General features: G+C 54.6%; 16 protein-coding genes and 2 tRNA genes. 8 read left to right on the forward strand and 10 right to left on the reverse strand.

What is annotated here, in order from left to right; all coding sequences use genetic code 11:
- Nucleotides 1–5: 5 nt before the first annotated feature.
- The 3 genes from AUQ43_RS10265 to AUQ43_RS10275 are packed head-to-tail and all read right to left on the reverse strand — an operon-like array spanning nucleotide 6 to nucleotide 2,778.
- A complete protein-coding gene (locus AUQ43_RS10265; protein WP_062956206.1) occupies nucleotides 6–770 on the reverse strand; it encodes a glycosyltransferase family 2 protein in 765 nt (254 codons plus the stop codon).
- Nucleotides 763–1,734: a glycosyltransferase family 9 protein gene (locus AUQ43_RS10270; protein WP_062956207.1), complete on the reverse strand. Its 972-nt coding sequence runs from the start codon at nucleotides 1,732–1,734 to the stop codon at nucleotides 763–765. Before AUQ43_RS10270 ends, AUQ43_RS10265 begins: the two co-directional genes overlap by 8 nt.
- Before the next feature lie 3 nt (nucleotides 1,735–1,737).
- Nucleotides 1,738–2,778, reverse strand: coding sequence for a glycosyltransferase (locus tag AUQ43_RS10275; protein ID WP_062956208.1), 1,041 nt, complete (start codon nucleotides 2,776–2,778; stop codon nucleotides 1,738–1,740).
- A 149-nt stretch (nucleotides 2,779–2,927) separates the two neighbouring features.
- On the opposite strand from AUQ43_RS10275, the gene AUQ43_RS10280 reads away from it, so the two are divergent.
- Together AUQ43_RS10280 and AUQ43_RS10285 are read left to right on the forward strand one after the other, a co-directional pair.
- Nucleotides 2,928–3,842 (forward strand): folate-binding protein YgfZ, encoded by a 915-nt coding sequence (locus AUQ43_RS10280; protein WP_062956209.1) that lies wholly within the window; start codon nucleotides 2,928–2,930, stop codon nucleotides 3,840–3,842.
- A 140-nt stretch (nucleotides 3,843–3,982) separates the two neighbouring features.
- A complete protein-coding gene (locus tag AUQ43_RS10285) occupies nucleotides 3,983–4,660 on the forward strand; it encodes a hypothetical protein (protein WP_114129914.1) in 678 nt (225 codons plus the stop codon).
- A gap of 56 nt (nucleotides 4,661–4,716) precedes the next feature.
- Here the strand turns inward: AUQ43_RS10285 and ppdK are convergent, their stop codons facing one another.
- From ppdK to AUQ43_RS10315, 6 genes are all read right to left on the reverse strand, one after another.
- Nucleotides 4,717–7,377, reverse strand: coding sequence for a pyruvate, phosphate dikinase (gene ppdK / locus AUQ43_RS10290; RefSeq protein ID WP_062956211.1), 2,661 nt, complete (start codon nucleotides 7,375–7,377; stop codon nucleotides 4,717–4,719).
- A gap of 77 nt (nucleotides 7,378–7,454) precedes the next feature.
- Nucleotides 7,455–9,518 carry a glycine--tRNA ligase subunit beta gene (gene glyS / locus AUQ43_RS10295; RefSeq protein ID WP_062956212.1) on the reverse strand — a complete coding sequence of 688 codons (2,064 nt, stop codon included), beginning with the start codon at nucleotides 9,516–9,518 and terminating at the stop codon, nucleotides 7,455–7,457.
- Between the two features lie 3 nt (nucleotides 9,519–9,521).
- Entirely contained in the window at nucleotides 9,522–10,412 is an 891-nt protein-coding gene (locus AUQ43_RS10300; RefSeq protein ID WP_062956213.1) for a glycine--tRNA ligase subunit alpha, read from the reverse strand.
- 261 nt (nucleotides 10,413–10,673) lie between these two features.
- Nucleotides 10,674–10,898, reverse strand: a complete 225-nt coding sequence (locus AUQ43_RS10305) for a hypothetical protein (RefSeq protein WP_062956214.1) — start codon at nucleotides 10,896–10,898, stop codon at nucleotides 10,674–10,676.
- 75 nt (nucleotides 10,899–10,973) lie between these two features.
- A complete protein-coding gene (locus tag AUQ43_RS10310; RefSeq protein WP_062956215.1) occupies nucleotides 10,974–11,759 on the reverse strand; it encodes a tRNA1(Val) (adenine(37)-N6)-methyltransferase in 786 nt (261 codons plus the stop codon).
- 38 nt (nucleotides 11,760–11,797) lie between these two features.
- On the reverse strand, nucleotides 11,798–12,055 hold the full coding sequence (locus tag AUQ43_RS10315) for a DUF2007 domain-containing protein (RefSeq protein ID WP_062957236.1): 258 nt from the start codon (nucleotides 12,053–12,055) through the stop codon (nucleotides 11,798–11,800).
- A 253-nt stretch (nucleotides 12,056–12,308) separates the two neighbouring features.
- On the opposite strand from AUQ43_RS10315, the gene AUQ43_RS10320 reads away from it, so the two are divergent.
- From AUQ43_RS10320 to AUQ43_RS10330, 3 genes are all read left to right on the forward strand, one after another.
- Entirely contained in the window at nucleotides 12,309–13,346 is a 1,038-nt protein-coding gene (locus AUQ43_RS10320; RefSeq protein WP_114129913.1) for a polyprenyl synthetase family protein, read from the forward strand.
- 99 nt (nucleotides 13,347–13,445) lie between these two features.
- Nucleotides 13,446–13,522: transfer RNA gene (locus AUQ43_RS10325), tRNA-Pro, on the forward strand.
- Between the two features lie 211 nt (nucleotides 13,523–13,733).
- Nucleotides 13,734–13,810 (forward strand) — tRNA-Pro (locus AUQ43_RS10330).
- Nucleotides 13,811–13,927: 117 nt separating this feature from the next.
- Here the strand turns inward: AUQ43_RS10330 and AUQ43_RS10335 are convergent.
- On the reverse strand, nucleotides 13,928–14,185 hold the full coding sequence (locus AUQ43_RS10335) for a hypothetical protein (protein ID WP_062956216.1): 258 nt from the start codon (nucleotides 14,183–14,185) through the stop codon (nucleotides 13,928–13,930).
- Nucleotides 14,186–14,318: 133 nt separating this feature from the next.
- Here AUQ43_RS10335 and AUQ43_RS10340 point away from each other — a divergent pair, with 133 nt between their 5' ends.
- The 3 genes from AUQ43_RS10340 to AUQ43_RS10350 all read left to right on the forward strand — a co-directional run bounded on the left by AUQ43_RS10340 (nucleotide 14,319) and on the right by AUQ43_RS10350 (nucleotide 17,488).
- Entirely contained in the window at nucleotides 14,319–15,380 is a 1,062-nt protein-coding gene (locus AUQ43_RS10340; protein WP_062956217.1) for a TRAP transporter substrate-binding protein, read from the forward strand.
- A gap of 110 nt (nucleotides 15,381–15,490) precedes the next feature.
- A complete protein-coding gene (locus tag AUQ43_RS10345; protein WP_062956218.1) occupies nucleotides 15,491–16,075 on the forward strand; it encodes a TRAP transporter small permease subunit in 585 nt (194 codons plus the stop codon).
- Between the two features lie 21 nt (nucleotides 16,076–16,096).
- Nucleotides 16,097–17,488, forward strand: a complete 1,392-nt coding sequence (locus AUQ43_RS10350) for a TRAP transporter large permease subunit (protein ID WP_062956219.1) — start codon at nucleotides 16,097–16,099, stop codon at nucleotides 17,486–17,488.
- Nucleotides 17,489–17,536: the final 48 nt, after the last annotated feature.

Below are 17,536 nucleotides of genomic sequence, written 5' to 3' on the forward strand. Positions count from 1 at the left end.
CTTTCTTACTCGTCGTCATATCGTGCCTTGAGATAGGACACCATCGGGAACAGGGCTGCCAGCAATGCAATCAAGAAGCCCAGACCTCCTTCCTTGTATCCCTTGCGCGATATAAAACAGCGCCAGAAGCGCGAGATGATGCGTCGGAAGTTGTGGGCGAAACTGCCAATCTTTCCGGTAGCCCGCAAATCGGCAGCGCGTGCAGAGGTATAACTGTCAAATCGACGGATCATGTCTGAGATGTTGCGATCAACAAAATGAACCAACGCACCATCAAGTCGGGGGCCTTTTTGACCGGTCAACTCAAACGAGGGATGAACCCGCTCGTCCCCCCAGTTCTTGCAACCCTTGCGATAAAGCCGCCAGACAGCAGACGTCCCGAAGGATGCCCCCCAACCGTAACGCACAAGGCGCTTCCCGACATAATTGTCGACCGGAATCAAGTATGAGTCGAACTTGTCCGAGAAAACCGCTTCAGGAATGGCTGCTGCAAGCTCTGCATTTATATGCTCGTCGGCATCAAGTTCGAATATCCAGTCTCCACTTGCTTCGGCTATTGCGCGGTTGCGGCGGTCACCTTCAATGTCCCAGCTACCGACGACAGTTTTGGCACCAAAACCTTTGGCGATGTCTTCGGTTTTATCTGTGCATTTATCGCAAATCACCACGATCTCGTCTGCACAAGTCACTTTTTCGAGGCAAGAAGGAAGTCTTTCCTCCTCGTTATGGGCACAGATCACGACTGAAATACGCGGTTTTTTATCACTCATCGCCGATTTCCTGATTGCGATAGTCTTTAACCAATTGAATTGCCGACGCGACAACTTTGGCAACCGGCAAGGTTTCCATCAAATTTTCTTTGGATAAGTAACTTTCACGGTTGGCCATGATTTTATCAAATGACCATTCCGTACGCACCGCCCGCCCCCATTTCGAGCAAGGGCCATAATGTTCCTCGCGCGATGGGCCAAAAAGCCCGAGTGTCGGTCGCGTGGAGGCCGCTGCCATGTGCATAAGGCCAGAATCATTGCCAATATATAGATCTGCTTTTTTCAGACAGGCCATCACAGTCAAAAGATGCTCTGTTCCAAATATTTCTACGCGTCTATCGGGCGGAATACTCTCAATAACAGGCAAGGACGCATCACGTTCACTCGGCGCCCCGACCAGAAGCACACGGGCATTCTCAAGCACAGCACCGGGCTTGGTCAATTCGGCAATTGTCTCTTCAAACCGTTCGGGATGCCAAGTCTTGCCAATCCAGTTCGCAGATGGTCCGACAGCCAACAACGGCTTGCCATCTTCAGGGATGAGCTCTTTCGCGCGCGCCTCATCCTCAGGACGGGTCCAGAGAACTGGTAACGGTGCAGGTTCAACGCCAATCAATTTTCCGAGCTGCTCGACACGGTGCAAATCATCGTCATTCCCCGGCAACACCACCCGTTTCCAACCCGGCAATACATAGGCGGTCGCACTGCCGCGCAGATCGACGATGATGTCCCACCAGTTCAGGACGACCGATTTCCAGAGTTTCCACCAGTGGCCACCGCGTTTTTGCTTTGGCATTTTGATGATGCGTTCGAGGTTTGGAACGCCTTCGAAAATCGGTGCGGCAACCGGGCCGCAGGCAACCGTCACACGGATACCGGGATAGGTTTCGACATAATGGCGCAAAACCGATGTCGAAAGCACCGCATCGCCGAGGCGATTTGAGGTAATGAACAGCAGGCGCACGGCTTACAGTTTCTCCAGCTCGCCAGCGACATGGATCCATTCGCGGCGATCATTGCGCGCGGCTTCGGACTGGCTGGCAAAGAAGGAACGATCGGTCAGAAGCTGCGTTGTGATATTGCCAAATGCCGCCTCGTCCGGGACGATGTAACCCGTCTTGCCATCCTCAACCCGGCTTTTGGCAATCCCGCCATAGGAGACAACCGGTGTTGCCGCCCCCAGTGCATCGACAAGCCACTGCCCGACATAATCTGTCCCATACTTGCCGTGATGCAGGAACGCGCGTGCATTGGCAACGGTTTCGGCCATATCAGCCTCAGGCTTGGGATGGTGAACCCTTACCCCCTTGTCGATGGCGGATCGCACCATATCAAGCAGGTCATCTGATACGCTGTCGTTTTCACCGGCCATGGCACTAAACAGGTCACAAGCATAGACTTCAAGAATCGCATTCGGTGCTTTGGGCGCAACGTACGTTTCCCAAATGCGAATGATCTGGGCAATGCCGGTGGAGCTATTGGCAACGGTTACGGCCAGTTCATCACGCGATTCAAATGCCCAGTGCATGTTCGATGCCATGACAAAGGATGTTGTCGCGCCCGGTTTGACGACCAACGGCTTTTTGGCGAGTTCAGCATCAAAGGCATTTGCCTGCGCATCATCGGTAAAGATGACCTGAACTTTCTTTTCCTGCAGGACCAAACGCACATCATCGGCATTCAACCGAGCCGGGTCACCATCAAACCAGAACACGATGTTTGCATCTTCGGGGACAGAAGCGTGGTTGAGCAACGCCGGATCGCGCCAGACAATCACGGTATTGACCGCATCACCGCCAAAGGGTGGCAGTTCAGCTTCAAGCTGTCGCCAGGCAACGCCATGCATGTCCTTGTCGATGCCACCATTACGGCGCGCTTCGACCTTGTGACCACGGGCAACAAGGGACTCTGCCAGGGCAATGAAAGCGCGCTGGCATGTTCCGAGAGGACGGGCTTCGCGATCCTTGGGATCAAAGCCGATGGACTGATCAAGCATCAAGATTTTCATAAGTTTGGTTCTATCCGTTCGACGGCGTTTTATGAAGGGTTTTCTTATAGCTTACCCGGCCCTTATCCGCACAGACAGCTCTTGCGAAAATTCTGTGATTACCCCACATTCCGCTCAAACAATTCCGATTTACCGGAGCCATAAACATCATGAGTGAGACATTATACGCCCTTTTGCCGGATCGCGCGGTGATCCGGGTCAGCGGCCCGGACCGGGTCAGCTTCCTGCAAGGGCTGGTATCAAACAATATCGAAACCATTTCGCCCGAGAAATCGGGCTATGGCGCGCTGTTGTCGCCGCAGGGCAAGTTCCTGTTTGATTTCTTTATCTATCATCAGGATGAAGACAGCTTGCTGATAGAATGCGAGCGCGGCGAGAATGGCGAGCGCGCGGCCGAACTGTTCAAGAAACTTCGCATGTATAAACTCCGCGCCAAGGCCGAACTGACAGATGTCAGCGACAGCTATGATGTCATTGCCGTCTTTGGCAAAGATGCACTTTCATCCCTGTCGCTGGATGCGACACCCGGTGCGACCGCGCATATGGCCGACGGGATCAAGGCAGTTGATCCCCGACTTGCCGCAATGGGTGCACGTGTCCTTCTGCCCAAGAATGCGCTTGCCGAAATGGCGGCCATTGGTGCCGAGGAAAGCGATGTCGAAACCTATCACCAGATGCGTGTGATGCTTGGCATTCCAAACGGCAGCGAGGAAATGGAAGTCGATAAATCCATCCTGCTTGAAAGCGGCTTTGAAGAGCTTGGCGGTGTGGATTTCAAAAAGGGCTGCTATATGGGTCAGGAGCTTACGGCCCGGACCAAATATCGCGGCCTTGTGCGCAAGCGCCTATTGCCAGTCAAGATTGACGGGCCAGCACCAAACACTGGCACACCGATCATGAATGGCGACAAGGAAGCCGGTATCATTCGATCTGTCCATGGCGAGTTCGGGTTGGCACTTGTTCGGCTTGAACGGGTCGACGATGATGCAGACCTGCGTGCGGGCGATGCGAAGGTCACCGTTTCTGTCCCTGACTGGGTTCAGTTGCCGGAAAATGCCGCCTGAACCCGACAACCAATCAGAGACAAACGTTTTGAGCGGGCTTCGTCTTGCGGGGCCCGTTTGTCGTTCGAACCTGTTTCAACGAACCAAGATCCCATATGTTAGGTTTAGGGCCTGCATGAGATGCGAAACCGGGAACTGCAATGAAACTTTGGATTATGGGTCATCCTTGCATGGGCGTTTTGGCGGTACTTTGCGTGCTTGCCATTGGACCTGCCATGTCGAAAGCCCAGCAACCTGCGCCTGGCCTGAGTGACGTTCCTGTTTCTGAAATGTCGATAACCGAGGCCGAAAAAGAACTCGCGACAATTACCGAGGCCTATAACCGCAAGGGTCATCAAATCAAACAGATGGCGCTTGGCACGCTGCTTAGATTTTATTCGCAGAAAATTGTTCCATGTGGTGCCATCGTCACCAATGTTCGTGACTGTCTGGACCATCAATGGCCGGATCTGAAAAACTATCCGGGGCACTTTCTTGGCCCGGAAGAAACACCGGTCCTGAGGCCTACAATCGAACAGGCCCGCATGACAGAGGAAAACTACCTGGATGCGGTAGAACGCCTGAACATGCTTTTGCGTGCTGTACGATACGAAAGCACGCTTGCCCCGGAGTTACGTTATCGCGGGCAGCTTGATGCGGTGATTACGCATCTGAAAGAGCTGCGCGAGGCGGAATATCACAACCGGCTTCTCTACGAGAAGATCTTCAAGATCGGCGGCATTATCCTTTTGCTTCTTGGTCTATCGGTGGGCGGCATGCTGGTGATGAAACACCATGCACAGCGCAACGATCCCACCTCGCAATCAGGCAAAAAATAACGGCAACGGGATTTCCCGTTGCCGTTCGTGATCGCGAAACGATGTTCGTCTGGCGCTTATTTGCCAAGGGCTGCCTGTGCCGCGGCAAGGCGCGCAATCGGCACGCGGTACGGGGAACATGACACATAATCAAGTCCCTGTGCCTCGCAAAAGGCGATGGATGCCGGGTCACCACCATGTTCACCGCAAATGCCAAGCTTGATGTCACCGCGCGTCGCACGACCGCGTTCTGCGGCAATGTTGACCAGCTCGCCAACCCCTTCCTGATCAAGCGATACGAACGGATCGCCCGCAAAGATATCCTTGGAGATATACGTATCAAGGAAGCGCGACGCATCATCACGTGACAGACCAAACGTGGTCTGGGTGAGGTCGTTGGTACCGAAGCTGAAGAATTCGGCTTCTTCTGCGATTTCGCCCGCCCGCAATGCTGCACGCGGCAATTCGATCATGGTGCCGACCAGATATTTCAGCTTGGCACCTTTTTCGTCTTCGACCTCGGCTGCGACCTTGATGATGGCGGCTTTCAGGATTTCGAGTTCCTTTTTGCCAACGATCAACGGGATCATGATTTCCGGAATGACCGGATCGCCACCGTCTTTGGAAACCTCAATTGCGGCCTCGAAAATCGCGCGGGCCTGCATTTCATAGATTTCCGGATAGCTTATCCCCAAGCGACATCCACGATGGCCCAGCATCGGGTTGGCTTCGGCCAGATCAAGCAGGCGGCGCTTGACGATGGCTTCGGACACACCGGCAGCCTTGGCCACCTCGGCAATTTCGGCATCACCATGCGGCAGGAATTCATGGAGCGGCGGATCCAGCAAGCGAATGGTAACCGGAAGCCCCTTCATGATGCGAAACAGGTCAATAAAATCCTGACGCTGATAGGGCAGAAGTTTTGCCAATGCGGCACGACGGCCCTGCTCTGTTTCGGCCAGGATCATCTCGCGCATCGAGACAATGCGTTCCGGATCAAAGAACATGTGTTCGGTCCGGCAAAGGCCAATGCCTTCTGCCCCGAAACCACGCGCAGTTTCGGCCTCTTCCGGAGTTTCGGCATTGGTGCGGATTTTAAGGCGACGCAAGGCGTCTGCCCATTCCATAAGCTGCGAGAAATCACCAGAAAGATCGGGCTTCAGGGTCGCAACTTCGCCCAGCATGACTTCGCCGGTTGCGCCATCAAGGGTAATCACATCCCCTTCCTTAAGGGTCACACCGCCAGACATCATGGTTTTGTTGGCGTAGTCGATCTTGATCGCACCTGCACCGCAAACGCACGGTGTACCCATGCCACGTGCAACCACGGCTGCGTGGCTGGTCATGCCGCCGCGCGATGTCAGAATGCCCTGCGCGGCATGCATGCCCGCGATATCTTCCGGGCTTGTTTCGATGCGCACCAGAATGACCTTGCGCCCCTTGCCTGCCCATTCTTCGGCAACCTCGGCCGAAAAGACGATCTGGCCAGAAGCCGCGCCGGGCGATGCGGGAAGGCCCATGCCAACGACCTTGCGGGCCGCATCGGGATCAAGAGTCGGGTGCAATAACTGATCAAGCTGTGCCGGGTCGACGCGTCTGATGGCGTCTTCCTTGGAAATCACGCCATCGCGGCACATTTCGACCGCGATCCTCAAGGCGGCCTTTGCCGTGCGTTTGCCCGCCCGAGTCTGGAGCATGTAAAGCTTGCCGGACTCAACGGTGAATTCCATGTCCTGCATGTCGCGGTAATGGGATTCAAGCTTTTCGCGGATGTCGCAAAGCTCCTTGAAGACGACCGGCATGGCGGCTTCCATCGAAATCAGGTCCGAACCGGATTCCTGTTTTTCAATCTCGGTCAGCGGGGCTGGTGTGCGAATGCCTGCAACCACATCTTCGCCCTGCGCATTGATCAGATATTCGCCATAGAACCGGTCTTCGCCGGTTGACGGGTTGCGCGAGAAGCAAACGCCAGTAGCACAGTCATCGCCCATATTGCCAAAGACCATCGCCTGCACGTTGACCGCCGTGCCCCAACTGGCCGGGATGTTGTGCAAACGACGATAGGTGTTGGCACGCGCATTCATCCAGCTGCCAAACACGGCACCAATGGCACCCCACAGCTGTTCGCGGGGATCCTGGGGGAATGGCTCGCCCAGTTCGGTTTTGACTTTTTTCTTGAACGCCTCGACGACTTCGGCCCAGTCATCTGCGCCCATGTCGGTATCAAGGGTAACACCCTTGTCTTCCTTGACGGTCTCAAGGATGTCTTCAAAGTGATAATGATCAACGCCCAGAACGACGTCACCATACATTTGAATGAAGCGGCGGTAACTGTCATAGGCAAAACGACGGTCGCCTGACACTGTTGCCAGACCTTCGACCGTCTCGTCATTCAGACCAAGGTTAAGGACGGTGTCCATCATGCCCGGCATGGATGCGCGTGCACCAGAACGGACCGACACAAGAAGCGGGTCCTTGGCATTACCGAATGTGCGGCCAACAAGTTTTTCAACAGAGGCCAAGGCACTTTCGACCTCGGCATTCAGACCATCCGGGTAGGCACGGTTATTGTCGTAAAACGCCGTGCAGACTTCGGTTGTAATGGTAAAGCCGGGCGGGACAGGAAGTCCGAGATTGCACATCTCGGCAAGGTTGGCACCCTTGCCGCCCAGAAGTTCACGCATATCCGAACGGCCCTCGGCGCTACCGCCACCGAAACCGTAAACCCATTTGGTCATCTTGCCTTTTCCTCATCTGGTCACGGCCCGCGGGCCGTTCCCCAGGATGGGGAAAAGCCCCTAAACCCTGACCTGTTTTATGATTCGATCTTCGAGAAGTCGGCAATATCGTGCAACGCTGTGCGAATTTGTGCCAACAGCTTCAAGCGGTTGGCACGTTCGTCAGCATTGTCGCTATTGACCGTGACCTTTTCGAAGAATGTATCGACCGGTTCACGCAACCGCGCAAATTCGGTCATGGCCGCGGCGTAGTCCTCGTCACGCAGAAGTGGCAAGGCCTTGTGCCGGACATCAATGAGCGCCTCATACAGCTTGCGTTCTTCTTCCAGGCTCAGAAGATCCGCGGAAACGTCCGCGTCATAGGACGTTCCGTCCTTTTTCTCTTCGATGCGCAGAATGTTAGACGCACGCTTGTATCCGGCCATCAGGTTGACGCCGCTTTCGCCAGAGACAAAATCGGAAAGCGCTTCAACACGGGCCAACAGGCGGACAAGATCGTCCTCGCCATCCAGGGCAAACACGGCCGACACCAGATCATGGCGGACACCCTGTTCACGCAGATGGACTTTGAGACGGTCAGCAAAGAAGGCCAGAAGGTCTTCGACCGCCTCGTCACGACGAATATCTGCCGGGTACTGGGAAACTGCAAAGGCAAAGATACGCCCAAGCGGCAAACGCAAACCGTTTTCCAGAACCAGACGAATGACACCCAGTGCTGCACGACGCAAAGCAAACGGATCTTTTGAACCGGTCGGCTTTTCATCAATTGCAAAGAACCCGGCAAGGGTATCAAGCTTCTCAGCCAGAGCCAGGGCCACCGAAACCGGCGCTGTCGGGCACATGTCCGACGGACCGGCCGGTGCATAATGCTCGGCAATGGCATTGGCGACTTCCGGGGCTTCGCCGTCATTTTCGGCGTAGTATTTCCCCATCAGTCCCTGCAGTTCGGTGAATTCAAACACCATCTGCGACACCAGATCGGCCTTGCCGATTTCTGCTGCGCGGTCTGCCAGTTTGACATCGCAATTCGGAATGTCGGCTGACAGTTCACGTGCCAGACCGCGCAAACGCATGACACGTTCAGCAAGCGAGCCCAGCTTGGCATGGAAGACGATGTTATCAAGTTTCGGCAGACGCGATTGCAGCGTCACTTTCCGATCCTGATCCCAGAAGAATTTGGCATCATGCAGACGTGCGCGCAGAACACGTTCGTTCCCGGCGATGATCTTGGCGTTTTTGTCTGCGGTAACCATGTTCGAAACCGTGATGAAGCGCGCGGCAAGTTTGCCTGCCTTGTCTTCGACCACGAAATATTTCTGATGTTCACGCATCGAGGTTTCCAGAACCTCTCGCGGGATGTCCATGAACTGGTCATCGACCTTGCCCATGACCGGAACCGGCCATTCGACCAGACCACAGACTTCTTCCAGAAGACCATTGTCTTCCAGAAGCGCGAAGCCCTCGGACGCTGCCAGTTTCTTCGCACCCTCAAGGATGACCTGCTTGCGCTCTTCACGGTCAAGCATGACCTTGGCTGCGCGCAGCTTTTCCTTGTAGTCAGCGGCGTTCGCAACGCTGAACTCTGCCGGGGCCAGGAAACGATGACCACGGGTGGTATCGCCGGCGGTGACCGGACCGTAGGTGACCGGAATAACCTTGCCGTCAAACAGGCAAAGAATGCGGTCAAGCTGGCGCACCCAACGGATTTTCTGATCTGCCCAGCGCATGGATTTCGGCCAGGGCAGTTTGTTCATGGCATCTTCGATGATGTCCTTGATGACCTCGGATGCAGGGCGGCCTTTCTGTTCGACAATCGCAAACAGGAAGACGCCCTTGGGCGTTTCGCGTTTTTCGCACTGATCAAGGGTGACACCATTGCCCGCAAGGAAGCCATTGATGGCCTTTTCCGGTGCGTCGGCACGCGGACCACGGCGCTCTTCGCGCAGGTCTGGCTGTTTTTCCGGCAGACCATCGACAATCAGGGTCAGGCGACGCGGGGTCACCAGTGCTTCGACCTTATCAAACTCAAGGTCGGCGGCCTTCAGGCCATCAGTGACCAGTTTGGACAGGTCTTGCGCCGCACGTGCCTGCATGCGGGCCGGGATTTCTTCGGAAAACAGTTCAAGCAGCAATTCGGCCATGACTTAAGCCTCCTCGTTCAGATGGCCACGCGACCGCAGCCACGCTTCGCAGCAGGATTTCGACATGTCGCGAACACGGCCGATATAGGCCGCACGTTCGGTCACGGAAATCACACCGCGCGCATCAAGGAGGTTAAACAGATGGGATGCCTTCATGGCCTGCTCATAGGCCGGCAGGGCCAGACCGCGTTCGATATTCACAGCACACTCGGCCTGGGCATCCTTGAAGTGCTGGAACAGCATGTCGGTGTTTGCGACTTCAAAGTTATAGGTCGACTGTTCGCGTTCATTCTGAAGGAACACGTCGCCATAACTTACGCCAGCGCCGTTGTAATCAAGGTCGTAAACGTTCTCGACACCCTGAATGTACATCGCCAGTCGTTCCAGACCATAGGTCAGCTCGACCGGGACCGGGTTGCATTCAAAACCGCCGACTTGCTGGAAATAGGTGAACTGGGTGACTTCCATTCCATCAAGCCACACTTCCCAGCCAAGCCCCCATGCGCCCAGCGTCGGGCTTTCCCAGTCATCCTCGACAAAGCGGATATCATGGGCCATCGGGTCAATGCCCAGATGTTTGAGCGACCCCAGATACAGATCCTGCGAATTGGATGGTGACGGCTTCATCAGCACCTGGAACTGGTAATAGTGCTGCAGACGGTTGGGGTTCTCGCCGTAACGACCATCGGTCGGGCGACGGGACGGCTGAACATAGGCTGCATTCCAAGTTTCCGGACCAAGCGCGCGCAGGGTTGTCGCGGTGTGGAAGGTACCGGCACCGACTTCCAAGTCATAAGGCTGCAGGATGACACATCCCTGATCAGCCCAATAGCTTTGCAGTCGAAGAATGATTTCCTGGAATGAAGGGGGACGTTGCGACCCGTCGAGCGCCATGGCGCGAACTCTCTATTTCTGTTGTCTGTAAATTTAGTGCGGCAAGCTACCGCCCTGCCCCCGCGCGGTCAAGAAGGCAAAAGCCCTGAGACGCGCTGAATTTGCAACCCTTCCATCCTGCCAAACGCCATCATGCCGCATTGCAGCAACATAGATCATCGATTATCGGGAAAAATCCAAGCCAAATTCGTGCGGATTGCCCCAAAGTCGAATGCCACAAAGGCGATCTGATCGGAGCCCGGATTTTGTCGTTAAAAAGGCTTACGTGTCGCAGCGATGTGCATTGCCTTCGGCATGGTAAACGCCGCAATGCGGGCATTTTTCAAGCTCGTGGGCAATCGGCTTGGTTTGTTTTTTCTTTTCCTGGCCGGTTTGCTTGGGCTGCTCGTTGCTGGAAACCTGTTTGCTGCGGTTAAAAAGCTTGAAGCCCTGCCAGACGACAACGACAACAAGCGCGGTGAAAAGGATTTTCGAAAAACTCAGCATGTCAGGTCCCAAAGCACGGATTTATCTGCGACATCCATCGCAGCCACTGTGCCCTTATATTGAAGTTCGACCGATTTAGAAACCGGGCAATGCCATTGGATTGCGCAAAAGGCGATCCGTTTCGGGCAAATAAGCCCCGCCTTCATCATGCAAAACGATCCCGCGCCGCATGGTTAACGGCGATGCAACAGCCTTGCGCGCCGAAACGATGACACGCAAAGGCGCGTCTGCGTCGGCCTTGCTCCAGATCGGATAAACCGTCATGTCACCGGCTCGCCCATGCAAAAGACCAATGATGCGATCCAGATGATCGGCGCGATGCACCAACGTGATCCGTCCCTTTTGCCGCACCATTTTAAGACAAAAGGCAATCCAGTCCTTAAGGTCTGCGGTACCTTCCTGATGGGCTTTCGCCCGGCTTTCATTGCTGGGCCGTGTGCCCCCGGTATAATAAGGCGGGTTGGAGATGACCTGATCAAAGCTTTCTGCCACCAGCGGCAGGCGGGCGTCATTGATGTCGCCATGAACAGGCGTCACACGCCCCGCCAGATCATTTTCCATCACATTGCGACAAAACAGGGCGTACAGGTCATCTTGCAGCTCGACACCCGTAACCTTTGCCGTTTCAAGGCGACGCGCCACGCATAGCCCAGCCGATCCGACAGCCGCACCGACATCAAGAATCTTTTCGTCACGACGCGAATTGATCGAAACCGACGCCGACAGCAACACCGCATCCACCGCTGCCCGATAGCCATCGACTGGCTGCTTGAGTACCACCGAACCGCCAAGAAGATAATCATGACTGATCCGTTCTTGCGGGAAGTCTGGCACTTCAAAGCGTCTGGCTGTGCTCACCATCAAATGTCCTGATCTGTCATTCCGGGTTGATGCAATTGTTACTCAGACGTCACCGCGTCCGAAGCGTCACTTTTGGCGTTATGCTCATCCAGCTCGCGTCTGGCAAGGTCAAGAACATATTTCGCGCGACTTTCTGCATCACCATCCACCATCAAACGTCTTGGCAAGGCACCGATGGACCCTTCGATGATACTGGCGTGGTAGTCAAAAATATGACTGTCGATACCCTCATCGGCCAGAACAGCCTGTGCCCAGCTCAGTTCGATGGGATCGTTACTGCGAAAAAGTTCGATCATCTGCATTTTCCTTCAAACTGTGATCTGGTCTTGCATACGTTGTGAAATAAGAAGAAATCCAAAAAACGATAATATCTCTATAATGTAAGAGCTTGCAGTCGTGGTTTACAAAATCCTCTGCAAGAAACCCTGAATTGTCTGCGGTTAAAGCAGGACTGGAACCGCATTTGTCCACTTGACCACAACAGCTTGGCCTATCTATGTTGAGGCCGCCTGCTGTTATTTGCAATCTTCGCCGACGCAGGCAGCGAAGATGCCATTTGAGAAGTCGGAATACAGCGTGACCAATACCGCACCGCAGACAAAGACTCAGCCGAGCCTTGATTCACTGGTCAACCTCGTCGACGGCGACATGAAGCGCGTCAATCAGGTGATCATCGACAACATGCACAGTGAAGTCGCCCTGATTCCGCAACTGGCCACCCACCTTGTGGCTGCCGGCGGCAAACGCATGCGCCCGATGCTGACTTTGGCATCGGCACGGCTTTGTGGCTATGGCGACGGCCCGCATGCGGTCGATCTTGCGGCCTGTGTTGAGTTTATTCATACCGCGACCCTTCTGCATGATGACGTGGTCGATGAAAGCCAGCTGCGCCGTGGTCAGGCATCTGCCAATGCGCTGTTTGGCAACGAAGCCAGCGTTCTGGTGGGTGATTTCCTGTTTGCGCGCGCCTTTGTCGTGATGGTCAAAACCGGCTCCTTGCGCGTTCTTGATATTCTGGCACAGGCATCTGCCGTCATTGCCGAGGGCGAAGTGCTGCAGCTTTCGACCGCCAATGACATGGGCACCTCCGAAGAGGCCTATCTGGAAGTCATCACCGCAAAAACTGCCGCCCTGTTTGGCGCGGCATCGCAGATTGGCGCCGTCATTGCCGACCGAACGGCCGAGGACGAAGAAGCGCTTCGTCTGTATGGGATCTATCTTGGCACCGCCTTCCAGTTGATTGACGATGTTCTGGATTATTCCGCCCATCAGGCAACCCTTGGCAAAACCGTCGGCGATGATTTCCGCGACGGCAAGGTGACGCTTCCGGTGATCATCGCCTACGCCAATGGTGACGAAGAGGAAAAAACCTTCTGGCGTCGCTGCATGGAAGATCAGGACTTCCAGGATGGCGATCTGGATCGCGCCCAGGAACTGATCCGCAAATATAATGCGCTTGATGCATCCATGGACCGTGCGCGTGAGTTTGGTCAAAAAGCAATCGACACCCTGTCCCGCTTTGACGACGGCGCGATCAAGGATGCAATGGTCGAGGCAGTCGAATTCTGCATTTCGCGCCCATACTAATCGATATTCCCTTTGCGCATGCCGGGGTCACACCCGGACGGCGCAAAAATATCTTGCGTCGCCTGCGATAAACCATTATCACCCGGCTTCGCAGAATGACGGAGCGTAGCTCAGCCTGGTAGAGCACTGTCTTCGGGAGGCAGGGGTCGGAGGTTCGAATCCTCTCGCTCCGACCATCATTCAAAGGCCCTGAAACGTTTATGCGTTTCGGGGCCTTTTGCGTTTCAATCCGGGTTCTGTCGCGCCAACAACATGCGCGCGGCCATGAATTTCAATTGCTTGTTTCTTCCCCGCTCCACAACAACACCAAACTGGCATTTTTTCCGCCAAAACGTCGGGTTTATGCTTGATCCGCGCGGAAAGAAGGGATAAACCTCCGCCCACTGACGGAGCGTAGCTCAGCCTGGTAGAGCACTGTCTTCGGGAGGCAGGGGTCGGAGGTTCGAATCCTCTCGCTCCGACCATCAGTCGGGCGGTCTTTCTTTGAAAGGCCGCCCGTTTTCATTTCCGCGGGTAAACACCGTTGCGGATACCTGACCTGCTGCGCCTGCGCGATTGCATGCCTGCAACAGGCAGCAAGACTACAGTTCCACCAACAACAAGACAAAATGATCCAAACGGATAGCGAATCCCCATACGATAAGTGGGGTAGAGACACCGCTGATGCGTAAACGACGGGGATCATAGAGCTTTTTGGCATTCAACTTTCGAACAAGATAGAAGAGTTCCAAATACGCATTCCCGTGCGGAATTCCTGCTTTTGCGCCCGACAGCAAGTTGCGTTTTTGCACTGCAATATGGATATTTTCTTTCGCCAACGATGAAACAAACTTGCTCATCCTTGCGAAATACGCTTATGCTTCGCCCTGCAACATAAAAATCGGGGAAAAAACCGCCCAAGAATAAAAGCAAAAGGCGGTGGTCGGCCTCACGTGGTATTACCAATTTCGGACTTCTTAGGGAGGAAGACGAATGACTTTTTCTAAAGTGCTTAAATCGGCAACCTGCGCTGCCGTTCTTGCTGCGGCTGCGTTCACGGCAGCTCCGTCTGATGCGGATGCACAGGAACGCGTTCGCTGGAAAATGGGCTCGACCTATCCGGGCAGCCTGACCCAGCTGGGTACGCTTGGCAAACGCGTCGAAGAGAAAATCGAACAGGTTTCCGGCGGCAATGTCCGCATCAAGTTCTATGAGCCGGGCGCACTTGTGCCGGCACTGGAAGTTTTCGATGCTGTTTCGACCGGCTCGATTGATGCCGCATTCTCCACCCCGGGTTACTGGGCAGGCAAGGTTCCGGCACTGCAGCTGTTTGGTGCCGTTCCGTTCGGCCCGCAGGCTGGTGAATATCTGGCATGGGTCAAGTTTGGCGGTGGCCAGGAAATCTTTGACAAGCTGTATGCCGAACATGGCATTAAGTCGCTGTTCTGCGGCCTGATCGCACCGGAAGCATCTGGTTGGTTCTCCAAGGAGATCAATTCGCCAGAAGACCTCAAAGGTCTGAAAATGCGCTTCTTCGGTCTTGGCGCGAAAGTGATGGAAAAACTTGGTGTTTCCACCCAGCTTCTGGCAGGCGGCGACATCTATCCGGCACTTGAGCTTGGCACCATTGATGCCACCGAATTCTCCATGCCGGCGATTGACCTGAAACTCGGCTTCCATCAGGTCGCGAAATACTACTACTTCCCGGGCTGGCATCAGCAGTCGACCCTGTTCGATCTGATGATGAACAAGGAAAAGTGGGATGCCCTTTCCGACACCCAGCGCGCCCAGATCGAATCTGTATGTAACGACAACCTTGCATATGGCTTCGCGGAAGGTGAAGCAATCCAGTTCGACGCTCTGAAAGAACTTCAGGAAAAAGGCGTGAACATCAAGAAGTGGTCGCCGGAAATGCTGGCAACCATGCGCGGTGCATGGGAAGAAGTTGCAACCGAGCTTTCGGCTGAAGACGAAAACTTCAAAATGGCCTATGAAAGCCTCCAGAGCTTCCGTGAAGACTACAAGATCTGGAAAGACATCGGATATCTCGAATAATCCAACAGGTCTGAACGACTGTTAAGACAGTCGACAAAAGCAAATCTCGGCAAGGCCGGGTGCCACGTGCCCCGGCCTTGACCGCGATAAGAAGACCCGGGAGACCTTCTATGGAAGCGCTACTGAAATTTAGTGACGGCATCGACGCCATCGTGACCCGTGTGGGCAAGTGGGCCAGCCTGCTGGCGATACCGTTGATGATCGTCATCCTGTACGACGTGATCCAACGTAAATTTGGCGGTCAGGGCTCCATCAAGCTGCAAGAGCTTGAGTGGCATCTGCATACCGGTCTGTTTATGTTGTGTTTTGGGTTCGCCTATATTCGCGACTCACATGTTCGTATCGAACTCATTCGTGACAATCTTCGCCCCCGCACCCGCGCCATCGTCGAAATGATCGGTGGCATTGTTTGTGTTTTGCCATTCTGTGCGTTGGTGCTGTATTTCGGTTTTGATTTTGTTGCCCGCTCCTTTGAGAACAACGAGGTATCGGCTGCGACAACCGGCCTGACCCATCGCTGGATCATCAAATCAACTATTCCCATCGGCTTTGGCCTTCTTGCCATGGCGGGGCTTTCAATCTTCCTGAAATGCTTCGTCTTTGTCTTTGGCCCGGCAAACCTGCATAAGCGCGCAGGCTATTATGTCGGCACTCACCACCTTGAAGACCTTGGCGCTGCCAAGATCGAAGACTGAGCGGAACGGGGATAATTCCAAATGGGTAACTTCTATATCGAAGACTGGTTTCCGCTGTTCATGTTTGCCTCGCTCGGCATTCTTGTCTTCACGGGACTTCCGGTTGCGTTCGTCATTTCAGGCATCGGGATCGGCTTTGGCTTCCTGGGCATCGCCTATGACGTTTTCTCCTTTATCGAATTTTTCAATATCGTCTCTCGCATCTGGGGCGGCATCTCCGAAAACATGGTGATGGTTGCTGTGCCGATGTTCATCTACATGGGCACGATGCTTGAAAAAAGTGGCGTTGCAGAAGACCTTCTGGAATGCCTCAACATGCTGCTGCGTAAAGTCCCGGGCGGTCTTGCACTGTCGGTAACGCTGATGGGCACCATCATGGCAGCAACCACCGGCATTATCGGCGCATCCGTTGTCATGATGACCTTGCTGGCGCTGCCGGTGATGATGCGCCGCAACTATGATCCCTCGCTTGCGACGGGGACAATTGCCGCATCGGGAACGCTTGGCATTCTGATCCCGCCATCGATCATGCTGGTTCTGATGTCCGACCTTCTGTCGGTGTCGGTTGGCAACCTGTTCTTGGCGGCCATTCTGCCGGGCCTGATCCTTGCGGGTCTTTATACCGTTTATATTTTCGTGCGCTGCCAATTGAATCCGGGCCTTGCCCCACCCCTTCCAGAGGGTGAAGCCATCCATGGCAAGGATCTTGCGATGATGGTGGTGCGCAGCTTCCTGCCACCGGTTTTCCTGATCGTTCTTGTTCTGGGCTCGATCTTTGCCGGATTTGCCACCCCGACCGAGGCCGCAGGTGTTGGTGCGGTTGGTGCAACCTTCCTTGCATTGGTCAAGGGGCGCCTTAAATGGCCGGTCCTCAAGGATGTTTGTGAACGTTCGGCCCTGACGGGTGCAATGCTGTTCTTCCTGTTTGCCGGTGCAACAGTGTTCTCCTATGTCTTCCGTTCACTTGGCGGCGATGATCTGGTGATCGATCTGGTGGAAAGTGCCGGTTTGGGGTCCTGGGGCATTTTGCTTCTGCTGATGCTCATCGTCTTCATCCTGGGCTTCTTCTTTGACTGGGTCGAGATCACCCTGATCGTTCTTCCGATCTTCGCACCGGTCATTGCCCAGCTTGATTTCGGTCATCACCTGGATATCGGTGGCCTTGAAGCAACCGAAGCACAGGTCCTGACCTGGTTTGCAGTCCTTGTGGCGGTGAACCTGCAAACAAGCTTCTTGACGCCACCGTTTGGGTTTGCCCTGTTCTACCTCAAGGGTGTGGCGCCAAAATCGATCTCTATCCAGCAGATCTACAAGGGGATCATTCCCTTCGTCCTTCTGCAGGTTGTTGGGCTGTTGCTTGTGATGTACTTCCCTGAACTTGCACTCTGGATGCCTAATACGCTGCTTGAGTAGCAAGAGGCTTTCGAAACGAACGACAAAGGGCGCTGTTGCAAAGACAGC

The sequence above is a fragment of the Thalassospira sp. MCCC 1A01148 genome, assembly GCF_001613795.1.
In the GTDB taxonomy this organism is placed as follows: Bacteria; Pseudomonadota; Alphaproteobacteria; order Rhodospirillales; family Thalassospiraceae; genus Thalassospira.